This window comes from Nostoc sp. (genome assembly GCF_036919615.1).
GTDB lineage: Bacteria > Cyanobacteriota > Cyanobacteriia > Cyanobacteriales > Nostocaceae > Nostoc.
Map to the genome: position 1 here is coordinate 167,604 of NZ_JBALCN010000003.1, position 21,458 is coordinate 189,061.

At 43.2% G+C, this 21,458-nt stretch carries 20 protein-coding genes and 1 pseudogene; 12 read left to right on the forward strand and 9 right to left on the reverse strand.

The window, feature by feature from the left end:
* The first annotated feature begins 770 nt into the window (after positions 1–770).
* Positions 771–1,850, forward strand: a pseudogene (locus V7K48_RS01595) (AAA-like domain-containing protein).
* A 34-nt stretch (positions 1,851–1,884) separates the two neighbouring features.
* A complete protein-coding gene (locus tag V7K48_RS01600; protein ID WP_442949392.1) occupies positions 1,885–2,043 on the forward strand; it encodes a type II toxin-antitoxin system RelE/ParE family toxin in 159 nt (52 codons plus the stop codon).
* A 133-nt stretch (positions 2,044–2,176) separates the two neighbouring features.
* On the opposite strand, the gene V7K48_RS01605 is transcribed toward V7K48_RS01600, so the two are convergent.
* The 4 genes from V7K48_RS01605 to V7K48_RS01620 form a co-directional block, all read right to left on the reverse strand.
* Positions 2,177–2,617: a hypothetical protein gene (locus tag V7K48_RS01605; RefSeq protein ID WP_335068967.1), complete on the reverse strand. Its 441-nt coding sequence runs from the start codon at positions 2,615–2,617 to the stop codon at positions 2,177–2,179.
* 299 nt (positions 2,618–2,916) lie between these two features.
* Positions 2,917–3,774 (reverse strand): DUF72 domain-containing protein, encoded by an 858-nt coding sequence (locus V7K48_RS01610; RefSeq protein WP_335068969.1) that lies wholly within the window; start codon positions 3,772–3,774, stop codon positions 2,917–2,919.
* A gap of 235 nt (positions 3,775–4,009) precedes the next feature.
* On the reverse strand, positions 4,010–4,657 hold the full coding sequence (locus tag V7K48_RS01615) for a pentapeptide repeat-containing protein (protein ID WP_335068971.1): 648 nt from the start codon (positions 4,655–4,657) through the stop codon (positions 4,010–4,012).
* A 172-nt stretch (positions 4,658–4,829) separates the two neighbouring features.
* The gene (locus V7K48_RS01620) at positions 4,830–5,324 is read right to left on the reverse strand and encodes a hypothetical protein (protein WP_335068973.1); all 495 of its coding nucleotides are present in this window, start codon (positions 5,322–5,324) and stop codon (positions 4,830–4,832) included.
* A gap of 818 nt (positions 5,325–6,142) precedes the next feature.
* On the opposite strand from V7K48_RS01620, the gene aroF reads away from it, so the two are divergent.
* The 3 genes from aroF (at position 6,143) to V7K48_RS01635 (ending at position 12,147) form a co-directional block, all read left to right on the forward strand.
* Positions 6,143–7,015 (forward strand): 3-deoxy-7-phosphoheptulonate synthase, encoded by an 873-nt coding sequence (aroF, locus tag V7K48_RS01625; protein WP_335068975.1) that lies wholly within the window; start codon positions 6,143–6,145, stop codon positions 7,013–7,015.
* A 519-nt stretch (positions 7,016–7,534) separates the two neighbouring features.
* Positions 7,535–8,815, forward strand: a complete 1,281-nt coding sequence (locus V7K48_RS01630) for an efflux RND transporter periplasmic adaptor subunit (protein WP_335068977.1) — start codon at positions 7,535–7,537, stop codon at positions 8,813–8,815.
* Positions 8,812–12,147 (forward strand): efflux RND transporter permease subunit, encoded by a 3,336-nt coding sequence (locus tag V7K48_RS01635; RefSeq protein ID WP_335068979.1) that lies wholly within the window; start codon positions 8,812–8,814, stop codon positions 12,145–12,147. Before V7K48_RS01630 ends, V7K48_RS01635 begins: the two co-directional genes overlap by 4 nt.
* Positions 12,148–12,338: 191 nt before the next feature.
* Here the strand turns inward: V7K48_RS01635 and V7K48_RS01640 are convergent, their stop codons facing one another.
* Positions 12,339–12,788 (reverse strand): hypothetical protein, encoded by a 450-nt coding sequence (locus V7K48_RS01640; RefSeq protein WP_335068981.1) that lies wholly within the window; start codon positions 12,786–12,788, stop codon positions 12,339–12,341.
* 299 nt (positions 12,789–13,087) lie between these two features.
* On the opposite strand from V7K48_RS01640, the gene V7K48_RS01645 reads away from it, so the two are divergent.
* The 3 genes from V7K48_RS01645 (at position 13,088) to V7K48_RS01655 (ending at position 15,451) form a co-directional block, all read left to right on the forward strand.
* On the forward strand, positions 13,088–13,648 hold the full coding sequence (locus tag V7K48_RS01645) for a DUF1269 domain-containing protein (RefSeq protein ID WP_335068983.1): 561 nt from the start codon (positions 13,088–13,090) through the stop codon (positions 13,646–13,648).
* A gap of 8 nt (positions 13,649–13,656) precedes the next feature.
* A complete protein-coding gene (locus V7K48_RS01650; protein WP_335068985.1) occupies positions 13,657–14,592 on the forward strand; it encodes an NADP-dependent oxidoreductase in 936 nt (311 codons plus the stop codon).
* Positions 14,593–14,800: 208 nt separating this feature from the next.
* Positions 14,801–15,451 (forward strand): NAD(P)H-dependent oxidoreductase, encoded by a 651-nt coding sequence (locus tag V7K48_RS01655; protein ID WP_335068987.1) that lies wholly within the window; start codon positions 14,801–14,803, stop codon positions 15,449–15,451.
* An 87-nt stretch (positions 15,452–15,538) separates the two neighbouring features.
* On the opposite strand, the gene V7K48_RS01660 is transcribed toward V7K48_RS01655, so the two are convergent.
* From V7K48_RS01660 to V7K48_RS01670, 3 genes are all read right to left on the reverse strand, one after another.
* Complete coding sequence (locus tag V7K48_RS01660) at positions 15,539–15,715, reverse strand: hypothetical protein (protein ID WP_335068989.1); 177 nt, start codon at positions 15,713–15,715, stop codon at positions 15,539–15,541.
* 179 nt (positions 15,716–15,894) lie between these two features.
* Positions 15,895–16,881 carry an alpha/beta fold hydrolase gene (locus tag V7K48_RS01665; RefSeq protein WP_335068990.1) on the reverse strand — a complete coding sequence of 329 codons (987 nt, stop codon included), beginning with the start codon at positions 16,879–16,881 and terminating at the stop codon, positions 15,895–15,897.
* Positions 16,882–17,117: 236 nt separating this feature from the next.
* The gene (locus V7K48_RS01670; RefSeq protein WP_335068992.1) at positions 17,118–17,315 is read right to left on the reverse strand and encodes a hypothetical protein; all 198 of its coding nucleotides are present in this window, start codon (positions 17,313–17,315) and stop codon (positions 17,118–17,120) included.
* Positions 17,316–17,438: 123 nt separating this feature from the next.
* Here V7K48_RS01670 and V7K48_RS01675 point away from each other — a divergent pair, with 123 nt between their 5' ends.
* Complete coding sequence (locus V7K48_RS01675) at positions 17,439–17,816, forward strand: hypothetical protein (protein WP_334960773.1); 378 nt, start codon at positions 17,439–17,441, stop codon at positions 17,814–17,816.
* 84 nt (positions 17,817–17,900) lie between these two features.
* On the opposite strand, the gene V7K48_RS01680 is transcribed toward V7K48_RS01675, so the two are convergent.
* The gene (locus V7K48_RS01680; RefSeq protein WP_335068994.1) at positions 17,901–18,044 is read right to left on the reverse strand and encodes a hypothetical protein; all 144 of its coding nucleotides are present in this window, start codon (positions 18,042–18,044) and stop codon (positions 17,901–17,903) included.
* Between the two features lie 311 nt (positions 18,045–18,355).
* On the opposite strand from V7K48_RS01680, the gene V7K48_RS01685 reads away from it, so the two are divergent.
* From V7K48_RS01685 to V7K48_RS01695, 3 genes are all read left to right on the forward strand, one after another.
* Positions 18,356–18,979, forward strand: coding sequence for a Uma2 family endonuclease (locus V7K48_RS01685; protein ID WP_335068996.1), 624 nt, complete (start codon positions 18,356–18,358; stop codon positions 18,977–18,979).
* Positions 18,980–19,073: 94 nt separating this feature from the next.
* Positions 19,074–20,018, forward strand: a complete 945-nt coding sequence (locus V7K48_RS01690) for a fatty acid desaturase (protein WP_335068998.1) — start codon at positions 19,074–19,076, stop codon at positions 20,016–20,018.
* Between the two features lie 118 nt (positions 20,019–20,136).
* Positions 20,137–21,384, forward strand: a complete 1,248-nt coding sequence (locus tag V7K48_RS01695) for a bifunctional sterol desaturase/short chain dehydrogenase (RefSeq protein ID WP_335069000.1) — start codon at positions 20,137–20,139, stop codon at positions 21,382–21,384.
* Positions 21,385–21,458: the final 74 nt, after the last annotated feature.

The following is a 21,458-nucleotide window of genomic DNA, read 5'->3' on the forward strand; positions in this document are numbered from 1 at the left end:
GTAGCTCTCTCTACGCTGTCTTAGCACCCTGACGATCCAGTTATGGACAGTACGGTTTGGTTAACAAATCGTCAACTTGGTTTATTGAGCTGTAACTTCGGTTGGAGATATATCAGCCCATATCATCAATTTGGATGAAATTTAGAAAAAGGTAAAGGGACGAATGTAACCTCTGTTGCGATCGCAGTGGCGATTTTTTAGAAAAAAATAGCTACATTGTGTGCATCTACATTCTAAGATATGTCTAAAAAAAGTAGTTCAAATCACATAGAATCACCTAAAAACTCGGAAAAATTTGTAAAAAAATTCTATGATTAAGTCACGTCAAATATTTGAGGATACCAAAAAATTGTCAAGGCTGGTTTGTAGCTTTTTTGGTCATGGCTGGCTGCTATCCATACAAGGCAGGCTAAATTGAATTCCAAAGCATAGTGGTGTGAGAAAATGTCATGCTGAATTAGAGCCGATGAGTAATGACTATAGATGAAGTAGTATTGCTACTAAAAGCCAGTCAAGCAACCGGTTTAACGACGCTCCAAGAGTTGATATTGCGTTCTTGATGGTCAGGAAAAACCTACACTAATATAGCCTCTGAAGCACAGTACTGCGAGGAACGTGTCAATAAAATTGCTGCTCATTTATGGGAAGTACTGAGTGATTTTTGCAAAGAACCGATAAATAAATCTAACTTCCGCCAGACTTTAGAAAATCATCGTCTTAGCAAAGCGCATCAGCAGTTAGTTAAGGAATTCAACAAAGCAGCTACGGCTATATCCTTAGAATTTCCTAGTGGCCCAGTATCTCTTAATTCCAGATTATACATACCTCGTCCGTCAATTGAGGAACTCGCCTACGCAGAAATGTCTGAACCTGGGAGTGTCATCTGCATCAAAGCACCCAAGAAGATGGGGAAAAGCTCTCTGATTTTGCGGTTGCTTGCACGCCCTAACAATCAAGGCTTTCACACTGTGACGTTAGACTTTCAACAAGCAGATAAAGCAGTATTTGCCAGTTTGGATAAATTTTTATGCTGGTTCTGTACCAAAGTCAGTCGGGAGTTACAGCTAGAACCAAAACTTAATGATTATTGGGATGAAGATATGGGTAGCAAAGTAAGTTGCTCTATCTATTTCCAGGAATATTTGCTGTCTGCGCTCTCAAGTCCCCTTGTCTTGGTATTGAATGAAGTGGATTAGGTATTTGAGTATCAGGAAATTGCTGGAGAATTACTATCACTGATACGAACTTGGCATGAATAAGCTAAAGGCGTAGAAATTTGGCAAAAACTGCGCCTGATTCTGGTTTATTCAACAGAAATTCTTGTTCCTAGAAAATTAACTCAATCACCATTTAATATTGGTTTGACAATTAATTTACCTCCCTTTACAAAAGAGCAGGTGCAGGATTTGGCGCTACGTCACGGCTTGGATTGGACAGATGGTAAAGATGCCGAGAGTTTAATGGCAATGGTGGGAGGATATCCTTATTTGGTGCGATTGGCTTTTTATCTGCTTGTAGGTAAAGGGGGACTGGAAGGGGATTTAGAACAGCTATTACAACAAGCACCTACAGAAACCGGAATTTATCACGAGTATTTAAGGCAGTTTGTCTTAACACTAGGAGATGAGCCAGAATTGAGAAATGCTTTTTACGAAGTAATTAACGCTAGAAATTATCTAAAATTAGAACCGGCATTGGCATATAAATTACAGAGGATGGGGCTAATTAATTTAGAAGGCGATCGCAGTACTCCTGTGTGTGAATTATATCGTTTATATTTCCGACAATATCTGAAAACAAGTGAGAATTTTAACAGCGGTTGTTTTAACTGTGAGTTTAGGTGTAGCTAGCAGCCAAGCAAGATTTAAAAGATATAAAAACTATATGATTCGGTTTAATTTAGGTGCGGCTGAACGCTTTCTAGATGCTTTTGAGGAAAAGTGTGTTTTGTTAGCAGATTTTTCCGAACTTGGGCGTAGTAGTGAGGAACTAGCACCTAGCTTACGCAGTTTGCCGCGAATACGGGAGGCGGAGCCTCAATGAGGGGCGTTCCCAGTCGAAGACTGGGAACGAGGTGAAAACAAGATATTAAGCTTGTTTTATTCTTAACTTGCCAATTTTAGATTTCTCTTAAATCCAAAATTCAAAATTCAAAATTGGATAACTTCTGCCTTATTCAAATAGCTCTTTGACGCACATGTCGCCCATTAAGCCCTTGCTTAATCCAACTGAGACATTCATATTCAGATTTGAATAATTTTGGAGCTGCAATATTATTCAATAACTCTGGTGGGTAATGGTCATAAAAACATTTATCTCCTTCTTGGAAGATGATAATCAAATTGTTCTGATAAATGTAGCGAGACTTAAAACTATCCCCCCGATGAACAAACTCGGAATTTTGATCAATATGTTCTTTAGCAATATCAACTATATTACTAACACCACTTCCATAGATTCTTGCTGGGTTTTCTGCTTTATGAAATTGGCTTCTTTGCCCAATCTCAGATAGCAATTTATACGAATAAATTTCGTAATTATCAGCCTGTCCAAAAACAAATGGAATGATGAGATATCCTTTGTATGAGACTGAACTTTCATAAAGAAGACGACTCATCTCAACCTCCTTTGATGTAACTGCTCTCAAAAAATTCGCTGAAATCACATACATATTAAAAATCAATGCTTTTCTGTTAAATATATTTATGCATCACTTAAACCCTTGATCACGATTTAACAAATGGGGCTATTACCCCTTTTGTCAAGGAGAAAGGAATATGAAGCTTTAACAGAAAAGTATCGCAAGATTAATTATCGCTCTTTTTTTAATTACTAAACATTAGATATGTTGTAAAAGTTAAAAAATTATAAATTTCCTTCTGTGGGACTACTCCCCCTGTCCTTGCACCCTGCCTTTCAAGACCATAAACTCAGCTGATTGGGGAGATGCTCAAGGTTATTCCAAGGTAGGGGTGGAACTGGTGTATCACTCTGTTCTAATAACTGTTGGAAGTGACGGGCTGTGCTAGGCGATCGCGCTTCTATTGGACAATGGACAAAGAAATAAATTCGCACTCCCATTGGCAACCATTGCTGAATCTGCCTTACCCACTCTTCCATAAACGGCTGATTGACTGATAAATTTCGATGAGAAATAAACCGAATCAGAGTAAAAGGTGCTGTGACACTCAATTGTAACGGTAATTTGGGTTTACGCCGTTCCGATTGCAACTGCGGGTCATCATCTCCAGTGTAGATGGGGCGCGAGTCTAACAGTACCCGTCCGACACCTAGCTTTTCTAAAAGCGCCGTCAAATTACTAGCATGGGGTTCCTTGAACCAGTCGTGATGCCGAACTTCCAGCGCTAGGGGTGCTTCTGTACGTGGCCAAGCTTCCAGAAAGTTGGTCAAATCCTCAAGTAATGCAGGTGCATAACTGGGTGGTAACTGGGCAAATATCGGGCCAAGATGCTTCCCTAAAGGGTGCATCGCCTCCAGAAATTTTAAAGCAGCCGGAATATAAGGTTGTAGCAACCCTTGATGGGTAATATCTCGCGGTAATTTCAGACAAAATTCAAAACCTGCTAGTGTTTCGGCAGCCCAACGGGTTACAGTTTCTTGGTTAGGCACGGCATAAAAGGTGGTATTACCTTCTACAGTGGTAAAGCGACGACTGTAGAGATGGAGAAAATCGGCAGTGCGAGTGCCTTGGGGATAGAGTTCGCCCACCCAACCTTTATATGCCCAAACAGCACAACCGATAAAAAAGTTCACAGTGCCTAAAAGTCTTAATGTATCATATTCAATTTTACAAGCAGGTTGTAGGGATGGATAAGGCTAGGTCAGATTTCTGACTTATTAAAAGATACTGCTGATGATTAAAATCGCAGACCGAAAGGTATTGCCATGTGTTGCACCCAAACGAGAACTACTATATTGCTTTCTCAATATACTTATTTGCTTTTTAATTTGAGTAATTTATGCACTCTGTGTTATGGCACAACCTCAGCTATTGATAAATTGAACCATCAGGCATAATTGCCCCTGCTAAGTTAGTACCAACTAGTTTAACCAGAAGACGCTCACCAGAACGAATCCGCGCTCCTGTCAAGTCGGCTCCTCGCAAGTCGGCCCCACTGAGATCAGCTCCAATCAAATTAGCAGCACGTAAATTCGCCTCCCTGAGATCCGCTAAAAGTAGGTTTGCCCGAAATAAATTTGCTTCAGATAAATTCGCACCTCTGAGGTTGACTTTGTGCATAAAAGTATCGCTGAGATTAGCACCACTCAAATTGGCATAACTCAAATTTCTGCCAGATAAGTCTTTATTGCTCAAATTTGATCGACTGTAATCTTTGCCACTCAAGTCTGAGCTTTGCTTTGGTGCTTGCTGGGTTGTTTGGGATGGTTTTTCTTGTTGAGGTGGCGGTGAGTTAAATGTGGTTTGAGGTTTGGTTTTTAGAGAGCGCAACTTTTCACGAGCTTCATTTATGGCTTTCAGCTTGTCTTGTGCTTTCTGCTGTAAACGGAGATTGTCTTTGGGAATGCGATCGGGATGCCAAACAAAAACTAAATCTTTGTAAGCCTGGTTCACTTCGTCAAGTGTTGCCCCAGGCTCTAATTCCAAAACTCTATAGTACCGCTCCAGATCGCTCATACGATATTTTGGTGGACAATCAACTTAATTATCAGTGATGGAGTCGTCTATTCGCTGGATTATTATGTCATTGATTATGGGGCATTAAGCATTAAGCATTGGGCATTGAGCATTTAATATTGGTTTCTTCCACTCCCTCATCTCCCCCTGCTCCCCCTGTCTTTCCTGCTTTTCATCTCCCCATCTCCCCATTTCTCCATCGAGCGATCGCTCTCAAATATGCTGCAATTGGAATCTGATAGACTTCAATAAAAATCCAAACAATAATTGATAAATGTGATAAGAAAGTTAATATCGTCCAAATATATGGCATCCAAGTAATCGGTTCCTTGAGATTAGCAGGAAAATAGTAAGCTACTATGCCAATTAGAGTAGTGGGAAGAATTATAAAAACTGCTGCTGCTAGTCCATAACCCCAACCTAATTCCACACCTTCCAACTGGGCTTCTGTCCAACTAAACCCATTCCAACGCCAAATTAAGGGTGGTTGCCTAGAAGGCATCTTGATTTGCTGTAGTTCTAGGTTAACTGTAAAAATCTCGTGGCAAAAGTCACAACCCATAGCTTCCATCAATGGCAGATGATAAATCTTACCTATCCGACAGACTGGGCAGGGGTAAACTCCATGATAGTCGAAAGATTGGGCTAAGATTTTGGAACTGGGCATAATGAAACTGATGATTCTAAAAAGTTGATCTGGTCAATGAGGACTTGGGTAAGAATAATCTATAGCGAGCGTCAATTGTCTGCAATAAGCTTTCGCAAGGTGAGGTGACAAGTCAGGAGAATTATAATTTTAACTTCTCAATCCTGGCTCTTTCAACTTCTCAGGGATGGAAGCCACCGCTTTCTTCGTCTACGCAAATAGGCAACTAGTACCGCAAGGCGGAAGTCAAAAGTCAAAAGTCAAAAGTCAAAAGTATTTTGGAATGGGCTTTTTAGGGATTTTAAATGGTTCCTCTATTTACGCCGTGGCGTACTAGTACAGCACCACACAATCAGAACAAGGCGTGATTTTGAATTTTGCAAAGCGTTACTAGTCTTGACTCTTACATTTTTACTGAGTCTATCGCTTTTTTGATAGTTTGTGGGGGTCTTGACACCGCCTCCTCTTCCTGTTAGTGTTAGCCTACATAGGTATAGTTCTTAAGTTTTCTAGCAAAAGCCCCGCAAATGCTTAACACATATTCCTACTTTTATTTTTGGTTTAGGGTGGTTCACCGGGAGTGAATCGAGTTTCCTGATGGAAACCGCCCGGTGAACCGCAGAGCGAACTCTGCGGTTTTTGTTGTTTTAAGGAGAATTTCATCGTCATGACTTATTTAAGTAGCTGGTTTTATGGCTTTTACTTTTGGCCCAGATTAAGTTCCGGGTAAATAGCGTCATGTCAATGAATCAGAACGCGCCCGGAACTCCTCAAAGGTTTCGGGCTTTTTTGTGATTGCAAAATAGTGCCCAATACTTAATTTTTAGGAGAATGGAACCATGATTAATGCCAAACTTGCCGCACAATCCCATCCAAACCACCAGACAATCATAAAAATCTCAGAAAAAGTCGCCTTCGGGGGCAAAGAACTGGTAATTATCGGCGGCCCCTGCACCGTTGAAAGCTTAGAACAAATGGAGATAGTTGCCCAAAAGCTATCTACTGCATCCGTGCATGGGTTGCGTGGTGGTGTCTACAAACCTCGCACATCTCCCTACGCTTTCCAGGGTATGGGAGAGTCAGGATTAAAGATTTTGGCAAGGGTGCGATCGCATTACAATATGCCAGTTGTCACTGAGGTGATGTCAATTTCCCAAATTGAAGTAGTCGCCGCACACGCTGATATGCTTCAAGTTGGTAGCCGGAATATGCAAAACTTCGACTTGCTCAAAGCTTTGGGACAAGCTGGTAAACCAATACTGCTCAAGCGTGGTTTAGCAGCGACAATTGAAGAATTCATCATGGCTGCTGAATATATCCTCTGCCACGGTAATCCTGATGTGGTGTTATGTGAAAGAGGTATCCGCAGTTTCGATGATTACACTCGCAATGTTCTAGATTTAGGAGCAGTGGCAGCACTCAAGCAAATCACTCATTTGCCTGTGATTGTAGATCCTTCCCATGCCGTCGGTAAACGGGAACTGGTGGCACCTGTGGCTAGGGCTGCGATCGCTTGCGGTGCAGATGGATTAATTATTGAATGTCACCCAGAACCAGAAAAATCTGTTTCTGATGCCCGTCAAGCACTTTCTTTAGAAGATATGGTGCATTTAGTTGATAGTTTAAAGCCTGTAGCAACAGCAGTTGGGCGCAGTATATCAGAAGCGATCGGGGCGGGTTTACAACCTGCCCCGATTTTTTGTGCTGCTTAAATTTCAGTTGAGGGCGTAGTTTACCGCCGTAGGCATCGCTTGAATGTCTGAGTCAAAAGATTCATTTTGGCTTGACGACAAACAGCGATCGCCTTCGGAAAATAAAGTTGTTGTTTAGGCTATTTCATTTGTTCTCAAACAATTTTTGCAACACAATCCTATAATAAAGTCACAACGTCTTCATACCAAAGTCACAACAGCTTCATCCCAAAGTCACAACCGTGTTACAACAATTTCTTGCCAAAAGGGGTAGGCTAAACAAGAAATTTATTAGTACACTAATGTTTAGATTAACTAATATTACGCTTCTCTAATTAGAATTAATCGCAACCAACCATTATTTTGCAGAAAATGCGATGTCTAACGACAAGCTAGTACGTGTCTGTGCTTGCCCCTTTCTCCCAGATTCTTGATATGCGCTGTTTAGCCCCTGTTCAGACGACAAAGCCTTCGTCCTTGGCTGCTCAAACTATTCCTCGTTTTCAAAGCATTATTCAAAGAGGGCGGTTCTCGCTACTTATGTTAAGTCTAGCCTACTTGTGTAGTGCCTGTAATGCTTCTGAAGCCGAATCTAGTGGAAAAGAAGCAGGAAAAAAACGAGCTGTGCCAGTTGTGGTTGCCACTGCGACTGAAAAAACGATTCCAATACAGCTATCGGCTACGGGAACGGTGGAAGCATATTCCACGGTATCTGTCAAGTCTCAAGTGGGCGGACAACTTACTGGCGTCTATTTTCAGCAAGGACAGAACGTTAAGAAAGGAGACTTGTTATTTAAAATTGATTCCCGCCCTCTACAAGCCGCGCTGATGCAAGCTAATGCTGCCAAAGCCAAAGATTTAGCGCTGGTGAAACAGGCACAGGCAAATGTGCTCAAATCCATTGCCCAAGTGAACCAGGCGAAAGCGAATGTAGTCAAGGATAAGGCGCAGGCAACAAATGCAGATGTGCAAGCTCAACGTTATGCTAGTTTGCTCAACAAAGGGGCAATCAGTAAAGAACAGGCCCAACAGTACCAAACCAGTGCTGATGCTCAACAGGCGACGGTGAAAGCAGATCAAGGTGGAGTAGCAAATGCCCAAGCAGCGGTGGCGGCAGCCCAAGCAGATGTACAAAATGCCGAGGCAGCAGTAGCATCAGATGAAGCTGCGATCGACAATGCCAAAGTTCAGCTTTCTTACAGTTCCATTTACTCACCAATTGCCGGACGCACAGGCAGCCTGAAGCTAAATCAAGGAAACTTGGTACAGGCGAATGCTACTGATCCGTTAATTACAATTAGCCAAATTCGCCCGATTTACGTCAATTTTTTCATTCCCCAGCGATTGCTGCCAGACATCAAAAAATACAGTGCTAACGGCAAGTTAGAAGTCGATGCTTTACCTCCTAAAGATGCAGGGCATCCGGTACGAGGCGAACTCACCTTTGTTGATAGTGGAGTCAATACCCAAACAGGTACGATTCAACTTAAGGGTACTTTTGCCAACGCTGACGAGCGACTTTTTCCAGGGCAGTTTGTCAATGTAGTCCTCAAACTGAGCGAAGAACCAAATGCCATTACTATTCCTTCTCAGGCGATACAGAGTGGACAGCAGGGGCAGTTTGTCTATGTAGTCAAACCCGACAAAACAGCAGAAATGCGTCCAATTACCGTCGGTGACAGCGTTAAGAACGAAACGGTGATCAAGCAAGGGTTGAAATCAGGTGAGCAAGTAGTTACTGATGGACAATTCAACCTAGTGGCTGGTGCCACAGTCCAAGTGAAACCGGAAGTAGGAAGCAAGAGGCAGGAAGCGCGATGAACATTTCCGAGGTATTCATCCGGCGTCCAATCATGACAACCCTAGTTATGATTGGCATTTTGATATTTGGGCTGATCAGTTATCAACAGCTACCCGTTAGCGATCTACCCAATGTAGATTATCCAACACTTCAGGTAACAGCTAACCTGCCTGGAGCTAGTCCAGAGACGATGGCTGCCTCAGTAGCAACTCCTTTAGAGCAGCAGTTTTCTAGCATCGCGGGATTGAGTTCGATGAACTCTACCAGCTCTTTGGGTAGCGCCCAGATTACGATGCAATTTGACCTAAATCGGGATATCGACGGGGCAGCACAAGATGTCCAGTCTGCTATTTCCAAGGCAGCGAAGCAGTTGCCCACGAATATGCCTAATCCCCCGTCTTACCGGAAGGTAAATCCGGCGGATCAGCCAGTCCTTTATATCTCCCTGAATTCGTCTATTCTGCCTCTCTCAACTGTAGACAAGTATGCTGAAACATTGCTGGCACAACGCCTGTCAATGGTGGATGGAGTGGCGCAAGTACAGGTGTACGGCTCCCAAAAATACGCGGTACGGATTCAGCTTGATCCCGAATCACTGAGTGTAAAGGGAATAGGAATTGATGAAGTGGCTGATGCGATCGCTAACGGAAATGTCAACTTACCTACCGGGACACTTTACGGGCAACAGCAAAATTCTACGATCCAAGCAAACGGTCAACTCAACGATGCTGCCAGCTATCGCTCCCTAAGTGTGGCTTATCAGAACGGCGCATCAGTGCAGCTAGGAGAATTGGGTCAAGTCCTGGACAGTGTGGAAAATGATAAAATAGCAAGCTGGTATTTTCCTGTAAAAGAAAAGGGGACAAAAGGAGCAGGGGAAGCAGGGGGAGCAGGGGAGAAATCCTCAATCCAAAATCCCAAATCTAAAATCCAAAATTCTGGCGTCCGGGCGATCGTTCTGGCAGTTCAGCGCCAACCGGGAACTAATACTGTTCAAGTAGTGGATGCTATCAAGAAACTGCTACCCACCTTTCGGACACAGATTCCGGCAGCTGTGAACGTAGATATTCTCTACGATCGCTCCCAGTCAATTCGCGAGTCGGTGGATGATGTACAATTCACGCTGTTGCTCACCATTGCTCTGGTGGTGCTGGTAATCTTTCTGTTTCTCCGCAATATCTCAGCTACACTCATTCCCAGTTTGGCAGTACCGCTTTCGATAGTAGCGACTTTTGCAATTATGCTACTGCTTGGTTATTCCCTCGATAACCTGTCGCTGATGGCGTTAACTCTTTCAGTAGGTTTCGTGGTTGATGATGCTGTAGTCATGCTGGAGAACATTGTCCGCCACATGGAGATGGGTGAAAGCCGGATGGAAGCAGCCCTAAATGGTTCTAGAGAAATTGGTTTCACAATTTTATCTATGACCATTTCCTTAGTAGCAGTATTTATCCCTATACTGTTCATGGAAGGCATTTTGGGGCGACTCTTCCGTGAGTTCGCTGTTACTATTAGCGTTGCAATCTTGGTATCTGGCGTAATTTCCCTCAGCTTGACGCCAATGCTGTGTTCCAGATTCTTGAGTCCACCTCATCATGAACCGGAGAGTGAGGGAGCAGGGGAAGCAGGGGAAGCAGGGCAAGATGAGCGAGATGAGGGAGATGAGGGAGAAATTCTCAATTCCCAATCCAAAATCCGCTCACACCATTCGCGTAGCATTCCGCAGGAAAGTCTAAAATCCAAAATCCAAAATTTTAACCGTCGTCTCTACAACTTTTCAGAAAACGTTTTTAATGTGATATTGGGCGGATACGATTGGAGTTTAAAGAAATCACTCAAGTATCACCGCACGACAATGGTGATTTCTGGAGCGATTCTTATAGCAACAGTGTATCTATTTATAATTGTGCCTAAAGGGTTTGTTCCCAACGCAGATGTTGGACAAATCACTGCAACTACTCAAGCATCAGAGGATATATCCTTTGATGAAATGGTAAAACATCAACAGGCAATAGCTGCGATCGCTTACCGTGATCCGAATGTCTATTCCATCAACTCCAGCGTCGGGGCTGGCGGGCCAAATGCTTCCGCTAACGCTGGAAGAATTTTAATCGAACTCAAGCCCCGCCATGAAGGCCGTCTCAGTGCTGATGAAGTTGTCCAAGAACTTCGACCGAAGTTGTCAGGTGTGCCTGGAATCAAAGTTTTCTTGCAAAATCCTCCAGCCATCAATGTCGGTGGACAACAGACGAAAGCACAGTATCAATTTACTCTGCAAACTCCCAATATTCAGGAACTTTACCAGTATGCTCCAGTTTTAGAGGAAAAACTGCGATCGCTCTCAGATTTACAAGATGTCAACAGCGATTTGCAAATTAAAAATCCGCAAATAAAAGTAAACATCAACCGTGACCACGCTTCAGCTCTAGGTTTGACCGCCAATCAAATCGAAACTGCCTTGAGTAATGCCTATGGTACTCGCCAAGTTTCCACCATCTACGCCCCCGATAACCAGTACCAAGTAATTATGGGCGTGGAACCAAAATATCAGCAAAATTCCAATGCCCTGGATTTACTCTCAGTTCGTGCCCCCAGTGGACAACTCGTACCTCTCAACGCTGTAGCAACTTTGACCAAAGATGTCGGCCCCTTGACCATCAACCACAAAGGACAACTAGCATCTGTTACCTTCTCCTTCAATCTCAAGCCAGGAGTGTCACTCGGTAACGTCACTGGGAAAATTGAGCAACTTGCCCGTCAAACACTGCCACCTACTATTAGTACAGCCTTCCAAGGTTCAGCGCAAGCATTCCAGTCATCGATTCAGGGTTTAGGACTGTTACTGCTGGTTGCCATCTTGGTGATTTATATCGTGTTGGGGATTCTCTACGAAAACTTCATTCACCCCCTGACTATCCTTTCTAGCTTACCCTCCGCTGGATTTGGGGCACTGCTAACCCTGTTGCTGTTTCAAGTTGACTTGAATATTTACGCCTTCGTGGGCATTATCCTGCTGGTTGGCATTGTGAAGAAAAACGGGATTATGATGGTTGACTTTGCGATTATTGCCCGTCAAAACGGCAAAACCCCCTATGATGCTATCTATGAAGCCTGCTTGGTAAGGTTCCGTCCAATTATGATGACGACAATGGCAGCACTCATGGGTACCCTGCCCATCGCCCTCGGTTTGGGAGCCGGAGCAGATACACGCCGTCCCCTTGGTTTAGCGGTAGTTGGGGGGTTAGTGTTCTCGCAGTTCCTCACACTTTATTTGACGCCTGTTTTCTACACTTACATGGAGTCTTGGCAAACAAAGCTTAAAAAACACAACTGGCGCAAACAGTCAGCATAATTCGTAATTAACAACAAAGAATAAAGGCGTCAGCCCCTTTGGGGAAGTCAAAAGTCAAAATTAAAATTAAGAACCACCAAAATAAATTTAGGCATAAAAAAGCCCCTGATTGGTGAAATCAGGGGCTTGATTTTTGGGGTGGCATTTGTATGTTCGTATTGATTGACAATGAATTTGGCGAAATCCTAGTGTTATTCCTTATTGACTCTTTCACCTTTTAGATTAACGATGGTACCGGGATCTGTTTGAGTGTAACCGAACTTGTTACCATCGTTGAAGAGAACACCACTATAATTAGCACTTGTCCCATCGGCTCTAATGAAGGATGAAGTAAAGCTACAATCGCTTTTCACTTGGTACGTGCCTTTAACGGCAGTATTAGTTGTTATAGTTCCTCCAACACTTCTAACCAGAACAGTTCCTACGACTTTTCCATTGCCATCGAAGGTATTTAAAGCGTTTAATGCATAAGGCTGTGTCTTATTCAAATATCCACCACCTTGAATTTCATAGGCTCCTTTTAAAGTTCTATTTGAACAGACTTTTTCTGCTTTCGCCTGTGGGGTATTTAGAATAACTGAAGTGCCGAATGCTGATGAAATACAAAGCATTAACGTCGCTAAAGATTTGAACTTTTTCATTTGAAGTCTATCTCCTAGTAATAAAAATTGCCTAGCTAAGTTAGATTACTGATACTGGCGATTAAAATTATGCCATGAAGCGTTGTATAGAATTAAACTATTTTGTATTGAATAATCTTTCAAAGATACAATTTTTTTATACTGATTAGGCATAGCTCACATCTTGCACCTCACCGAACAAACCTGGAAAAGGCGAATAAGGAATGCAAAAATATAACAGAAGATGAAGATGACCTTTTAAGTACCTAACAGTTAAACAAAGACCTTGCGATCGCAAACTTTCAACCAGGACATTAAATATGGCGCTAGAACATAAAAATGCAGCCGGGATATTTCCTGATCGCCAACACACAGAGTCAGCCCTTGATCAACTTAAAGCGGCTGATTTTCCGATGAACAAAGTTTCAGTTGTTGGTGAACACCTCAATTCAGAAGATGTGACGCTTAAAGCAACAGAGGCAACTGTACAGTCTGAAGCTAAATTTGCTCGCGATCGCACGATCGAGCGGATCGAGCATGGTGCGTTAGATGCTGGAAGTTGGGGCAGTATTATCGGCTTTTTAGGAGGTGGACTAGTAACCTTAGCAATTCCAGGCATTAGCTCGATCGTCTTGGCTGGAGCAAGAGCTGCCTCGGTGGGACTGGCGACAGGAGCGTTTTATGGAGCTGTAGCAGGCGGCTTACTCGGAGCCGCAATCGGCACGGACATCCCAGATGAGCAAGTCAAGCTTTACAACGAGCGGTTAGCACAAGGACAGTATTTGATAGTCCTTGAGGGAACGACCGATGAACTTCAACAAGCTCAAACCCTTTTGAAAACCCAAGGGATTCAAAATTGGAACATTTTTGACACACTATAATAATTTAGATGAGTAATATGATACAAGCAATCCGCATTCATAACTATGGCGAGTCAGACGTGCTGACACTGGAAGCGATCGCCCAACCCGAACCACAACCGAATGAAGTACTAATTCGAGTTCAGGCTGCCGGAGTCAATCCGCTCGATTGGAAAATCCGGGCAGGCTATATGAAAGAAATTTTTCCAATGCCTTTGCCATTTACGCCTGGAATGGATGTCGCAGGCATTGTGGAAGCGATCGGCGCAGATGTCAAAGCCCTCCAAGTCGGTCAAGAAGTTTATGGCGAACTGAGAATGGGAGCTTATGCCCAGTTCGCAACGGCTCCACAAGAGGCGATCGCGCCCAAGCCTAAGACGCTCGATTTTGTGGAAGCGGCATCAGTACCGATGGTAGCAATGACTGCTTATCAAGGGCTGTTTGATCATGCTGATCTCAAGCCAGGTCAAACCGTGCTAATTCATGCTGCATCGGGCGGAGTTGGCATGTTCGCAGTGCAGTTTGCTAAATGGAAAGGAGCGCACGTTATTGGAACTGCCTCAGCTGCAAATGCAGAATTTGTCCGATCTCTGGGTGCTGATCAAGTGATTGACTATAACACCACACCCTTTGAACAAGTTGTTGAGAATGTTGATGTAGTTCTAGATACGTTAGGCGGTGACACGCAAGCACGTTCTTATTCAGTGGTGAAGCCGGGTGGCATTATGGTTTCAACCTCCGCTCCCCCCGATGCTCAAAAAGCTGAAGAACGAGGTATCCGTGCAGAGATGATGAATATGAAACCCTCAGCCTCGCTGCTAGAGGAAATTGCTAGTTTACTTGATTCCGGGCAGGTTAAGACGCTTGTTGCTCAGACGTTTTCCTTGTCTGAAGCCCGTCAAGCTCAGGAATTGAGTCAGGGCGGTCATGTCCGGGGCAAAATCGTGCTGCAAATCAATGCTTAATTCTTTATAGAACCCATTTGATATCTTTTTAGCGATTCTCTCTCGTTCCAAAAGGCTCTGCCAATGAGTAAGATCGGCAGGAATAGGTAGATTGAAGCAAAGAAGATATAGAAATGGGATATTTAAGAAATACGTGCGAATTGAGATTGTTTCGCTCAAAATTGTGCATTAAGAGCGAAATTATTAATCAGAAGGAATTCATTTATCTATGAATCACATCACCACGACAGACCTACTGGAACACCTCAAATGGCGCTATGCCACCAAGCAATTTGATCCATCCAAAACAATTTCTCCAGAAATCTGGACAGCTTTAGAAGATACCTTGGTGTTGTCACCCTCTTCCTATGGGCTTCAACCTTGGAAATTTCTGGTTGTCACCAGCCCGGAAATCAAAGAACAGCTCAAGCCCTTCTCTTGGAATCAATCACAAGTTACTGATTGTTCTCACTATGTTGTGTTTACGATCAAAAAGAATCTCACTGCCGAGCATGTCGATCATTTTATCGCCCGCACTGCCGAGCTTCGTGGAGGGACTGTAGATGCAATGGCAGGCTATCGGAACCTGATCGTCAGTGACGTGGTTCATGGCGCACGCAGTTTTAATGTCAATGACTGGTCAACGCGCCAAGTTTACATTGCACTAGGTAACTTTATGACCAGTGCCGCGTTACTCGGTGTTGACACCTGCCCAATGGAAGGAATTGAACCTGTCAACTACGATAATTTATTGGGGTTGACTGCCAAAGGCTTTACGACAGTCGTAGCTTGTGCGGCTGGCTATCGCTCTGAACAAGACAAGTATGCTTCACTGGCAAAAGTAAGGTTCCTCAATTCAGAAGTCTTAGAAACCTTATAGAACCCATTTAGTATCTTTCTTCACGAAATAGATGGATGGCTTTCAGGCAATCCTTGATCGAGTGATTTAACAACGGAATCAGGGATGTCAAATGGGTTCTATAGGGGCTAAGGAAAGACTTACTTGCTTTTCCTCCTGCTGTTTTTGTCTACAAGAAAGTGGCGGATCGTCTTGGAAAGTTTTAATTGGAGGAAACCTGCGCTCAGACTTTCCGCCCAATCCCCCATTTTCTTGTTCAGAATTCACCAATTCTGAATTCTGCATTCTTCTTTAACCCTCTTTGCTTAATGCCATGATTGCGTAGACGCGTAGCAGCTTGTCGTTAGACAACGCAAATCCACAGTTTCCAATTGATTAGGACTTACGCAAAAATCGCCCAAAAGCTTAATTTATCGTAGACACGTAGCGGCTTGCCGCAGGCTACCATCTTCTCTACAGAACTTTTAGGTAATCGACTTATTGATTTGGAGGTTTGTTAGAAACTCGATGAGCAATCTGTTAACTTCGACTGGGCGTTCTTGCTGAATCCAATGACCAGCCTTTGGTAGCAATACTTTCTGCCTCAAGTTAGGCACGTTTTCCTCTAGGGTGTCGAATGCTTTACGGTACATTGTGATCACTGCATCTGCTTCTCCCGCCACAAACAATGTTGGCTGGCGCAGCTTTGCGCCACACAGAAACGGTGTTAGTTCCCAGATTTTATCGATGTTTCGATACCAGTTCAACCCGCCTCGGAAACCAGTCCGCTCAAACTCAGAGGTGAAAAAGTCGATATCCTGGTCTGTTAACCAAGTTGGAAGTTGCTCTGATGCGTAACTTGTGTCTATTGGCTTTTCCGATTTGCTAAACAGGAAGCGCCAACGTTTTTCTGGTGGTGGATCTCCTGAGGCGGAGTAGAGAATTGAACGTATAGTAGCGCGAACATCAGACTCTAGTTCCGCCTCAGCTTTACCTGGTTCTTGGAAGTATAGTTGATAGAACTCCTGCTCGCCTGCCATCAACTTCATTGCTTCTGTCGGTCGAATGTCTGACCAACTGCGGGGTTGATAGGGCACACTTAGCAGGGAGATAGCGTGGAAGATATCTGGACGGAGTAGGGCACAATACCAGGCAACGGGCGCACCCCAATCGTGTCCAACAATAATTGCTTGCTCCTCACCCAGTGCATTAACCAGACCAACAATATCACCTACCAACTGGAAAATATGATATGCCTCAATTGGTTCCGGTATTGAGGTCTGCCCATAGCCACGTTGGTCTGGTGCTACTGCGTGGAACCCTGCTTCAGCTAATGCTGATAACTGATGCCGCCAGGAGTACCAACATTCTGGGAAGCCATGACACAAGATGACCAATGGGCCTTGCCCCTGTTCGGCAATATGCATCTTGATGCCGTTGGTTTCGATGAAACGGTGAGTTACTAAAGTCATGTTTCCTCAATTCCTTTTTTCGGGTTGAAGCAGCTTTTTTGATGTTGGCAAATGAATTACAAAAGTTAAAAAGCCAGATGCTGCCCTCACTGAAAACTAATTAATGGAACTTATCATCAAGAAAGTGAAAAGTTACCAACGGTATCTTCTCTACCTCTTTCCAACACCGTCACCATTATCTAGCACAAGGGGGTCAGGGTAGAATGCTTTTGCTCCTGTTGCGGCTGATCAAATGATTAAGGGTTACTCTTACCCTTATTTTTATCTAGCTTCTCTTGGATAGCTTCTCTGCAAAACTCAGGAGGGTTCTCTTGTTGCTGTACCTCTTCCTTCATTTCCTTAGTCATACGTATATTCATTTTCTCAGTCAATGGTTTGTCTCTAGTTGACCTAATTGGCTCAAAATTCTGTGGATTACCTTTGGGATTGGGCATTGTTGAGAGATATAAATATAACTTGATTCTTTTGGAAGCAAAGGAATAGAGTTTTTTATCAGTGGTGTTTTCATCCTGACAAATGGTTCACCATTGATACCACTTTTGAGAAATGGTAATTCCATGTTTACACGATCGCAACTTGAAATCAAAACTGTTCCAGAGTTACGTGACTTATGCCGTCGATACGGTATCAAGCCAACAGGAAACCCCGGATACAAAGTTTCCTACATCACATCTTTGCTGGTATTCCCCCAAATAGCATTACAGCAGCTAAGACAAGGAAAGGGATTAAAATCTCCCGGTTTGAGCGTTATCCAGTTTTTTGAGGGAGTGATAGATGAGATGAACTCACCCACTGATGAGCAAGCAGCACTGATCAAAATTACAATGGAAGGTAAAAGAATGAATTATCCAGATAGGTATGACCAAGAGAACCTGCTGAACTTACACAAAGCTAAAATTCACTTGGAAATGGCTATTGGATTACTCAGCCAGTAAAGCTAATTTTTAATCACCAACTCTTGACTCCCTTCATTTTAGAGGGGAGTTTTTTATGTATCATAGTTATTTTTGATAGTTCACTTACATTAACTCTCCCATAATTGCGATCGCCTGGGTTGGGTGCTTGGGGCAATCGGAAATCCACAGTCTCCAAACATCGAAAATCCGTAGTGTGACACTTGAGAGTGTAGAAACTAGAATATTCCATACAAAAACTCCGTTCACGAGTATCAAAAACTCGTCAGCGAGTATTAAAGACTCATTCACGAGTATCAAAGACTTGTCAGCGAGTATCAAAGACTTGTCAGCGCGTATCAAAGACTCATTTACGAGTCTTATTAATTACTGATTGTAAATATTCTCCACATCCTTGTGTCCCCACCTCTGGTGCAATACGCTTAGAAGAATAAACCTTTTTTCTTTTCCTCTGCCTCCCCTGCTCCTCTGCTCCTCTGCTCCTCCCTGTGCCTCCCTTGCTCCTCTGCCCCTCTGCCCCTCTGCTCCTCCCCTGCTCTCCCTCCCTGAGGAATAAAGCCATGACTCAAGCTTTACGCAAACTAGTTACATTCGATGAATTTGTTGCTCAATACCCAGACAACCCACAACGACGTTATGAACTCCATGATGGAGTAATTGTTGAGATGGCACAACCAACAGGCGACCATGAGGAGGTCGTTGGATTTTTAGTCAGAAAACTTATTGTTGAATTAGACCGATTAAATCTTCCTTATTTCATCCCAAAAACAGTATTTGTCAAACCACTCGAAAACGAATCAGCTTATTCACCAGATGTCCTTATACTAAATCAGCCTAATTTAATAAACGAACTTCTATGGAAAAAAGCATCCACTGTAAGCCTTGCTGCATCTATTCCTTTAGTAATAGAGGTAGTGAGTACTAATTGGCGTGATGATTACCACAAAAAATACGCTGACTATGAACAAATGGGAATTCCTGAATACTGGATTGTGGACTATGCTGCATTGGGTGGTAGGGAATTCATTGGCAAGCCAAAACAACCTACTGTCTTGGTTTGCTGTTTAGAAGAAGGTGAGTATCTAATTAATAAATTTCGAGGTAATGACCGCATCCAATCATCAACTTTCCCAGAGTTGAATTTAACCGCAGAACAAATTTTTCGCGCTGGTGTAATCAGCTAAATTCACGGTGTCTATTAAAATTACAGCAGGAGTCAGAATTCAGGAGTCAGAATTCAGCAGTTAGAAGCGAACCCACGCCAACCTACTTAAAATTATGTCTAATAAAGCAATTATTCAATCTAAATTATTGGAACCCAAAGCTGATAATGAGCAAAAACTCCACCAAATCCTCACTATACAGGAATTAAGTCTTCTAAACGATCGCTCCAACTCCAAAGCACTAGTTCAACTGGCTTTTCATCTCACTGTTATGGGTTGCAGTGGCTACCTGTGGGCAACAAATTTTGGCAATTGGTCGGTGGCTATACCAGCACTGGTAATTTACGGCTTCAGTCTGGCTTCGATGTTTGCACCGATGCATGAATGCGTTCACAGAACGGCTTTTGCTAACAATCGTTTGAATGATGCTGTGGCTTGGTTTTCCGGCTTGCTCTCATTTTACAACAGCACGTTTTTTCGTCGTTATCATAAGTGGCATCATCGCTACACTCGTGTTCCTGATAAAGATCCAGAACTGACCGATCTCAAACCGAGCAACCTGGGCAAATACTTATTGATAATTAGCGGTTTACTGTGGTGGTGGGGTAAAATACTTGGGCATTTTCAAGTTGCAACTGGTCAATTTGACAATTTTCCATTTGTGCCAGAAGCAGCACGAGCCGAAGTTATTCGCTCCACACGATGGCAATTAGGTATTTATGCTGGTGCGATCGCTCTTTCAATTGCAGTTAGTCAGCCTTGGTTTTTCCTCTATTGGCTGCTACCACTCCTTGTTGGTCAGCCGATTCTGCGGTTTATTCTGTTAGCAGAACATACAGGTTGTACTCTTGACGCAAATCTGCTCACGAATACACGTACAACGCTGACCCTCTGGCCGGCACGATTTTTCATGTGGAATATGCCATTTCATGCAGAGCATCATTTGTACGCATCAATTCCGTTTCATGCCCTACCAAAAGCACATCAGCAGTTGAGCAAACATTTTACCCATATTGAACCTGGCTATCTGAAAGTCAACTGGGATATTGTGGCTAAATAGCGGTAGTTGGTAGGATGACAATAAGTCTATTTGATTTTTGTTTGCTCTAGGCTCGACCTTAATGCACCTTTATCAGATGATCATGAAGAATGATTAAGAAAAACGAGTATAGACAAACATGATAAAAATGCTAGCTGAAAACTTGATTGGAATTGAAGCAAGATTACAAATTAATTGGGTTTGGCTAAATGCCAGCTTACAGTTTGCTACTTGGGGACTTTTTTCACTTTTACTCGCTGAGGTTTTGAGAGACAGCTACCATGTTTTGTGTCACCAAGTCAATTGGCTTGCTAAATGGCACAACAAGCACCACATGGCCTATCGCCGCGATTTATCGATAGTTTCCCCGAAAGTTTATCAAGAATCTCAGCTCTATCACGACATTTTAGAGTCGAGTCTACTGCTGGTGGTATTGGTGATAATTGCCTTAATTGTCCAGCAAATGGGGTTATGGCTGGGAGTAGCTTATGCTTGCACCTTTTTATATGGCGCGTCCTTGCGATATTTCCAGGGAAAAATTGATACAGACTACAACCACTTACCCGGCCCTTTAGAGACAATTCCATCCATTTGGTGGGTGAATCGCTCTTACCATTGGCGGCATCATTTTGATGATGTCAACGCTTACTACAGTGGTGTCTTTCCCCTAGTGGATAAAATTCTTGGTACAGGACTGTCCCTCAAGGGGAAAACCATCGCTTTAACCGGAGCATCAGGAGCATTGGGGCAAGCATTAACGGCTGAACTTGTAAAGAATAATGCTAAAGTCGTCGCATTAACCACTAATCCAGAAAAATTAGTAGAGCAAGTTGGGGTAAAGGTGGTTCCCTGGCAGTTAGGTAATGAATCCGAACTGAAGAATAGTTTAGAGAAAGTAGATATTTTAATTATCAACCACGGAGTCAATGTCTACACCAGCCGGACACCAGAGGCTATTAATTCCTCCTATGAAGTGAATACATTTTCAGCATTGCGGTTGATGGATGTATTTTTGACAACTGTGATAGGCCCACAAGCAAAAGCAACGAAGGAAATTTGGGTAAACACTTCTGAAGCTGAGGTTTCTCCAGCGCTGAGTCCGCTTTATGAACTCAGCAAGCGATCGCTAGGAGATATTATTACCCTCAAGCGTTTGGATGGGAATTGTGTAATTCGCAAGTTAATTCTTGGCCCATTTAAGAGTCAACTTAATCCTTACGGAGTGATGTCTGCACAGCAAGTTGCTCGTGCGATCTTATTTTTGGCACGGCGAGACTTCCGAAATATTATTGTGACAATAAATCCTCTCACCTATCTGCTGTTTCCCTTAAAGGAAACTAGTACATGGCTATACTATCGAGTCTTCAGCCGAACAGCGAAAAGTTAATAATTTCCAAGTGATAACCCAGTTCCTACTTCAAATAGTTTAGAATCTTCGATTTAAGAACCTACAACTTTCGT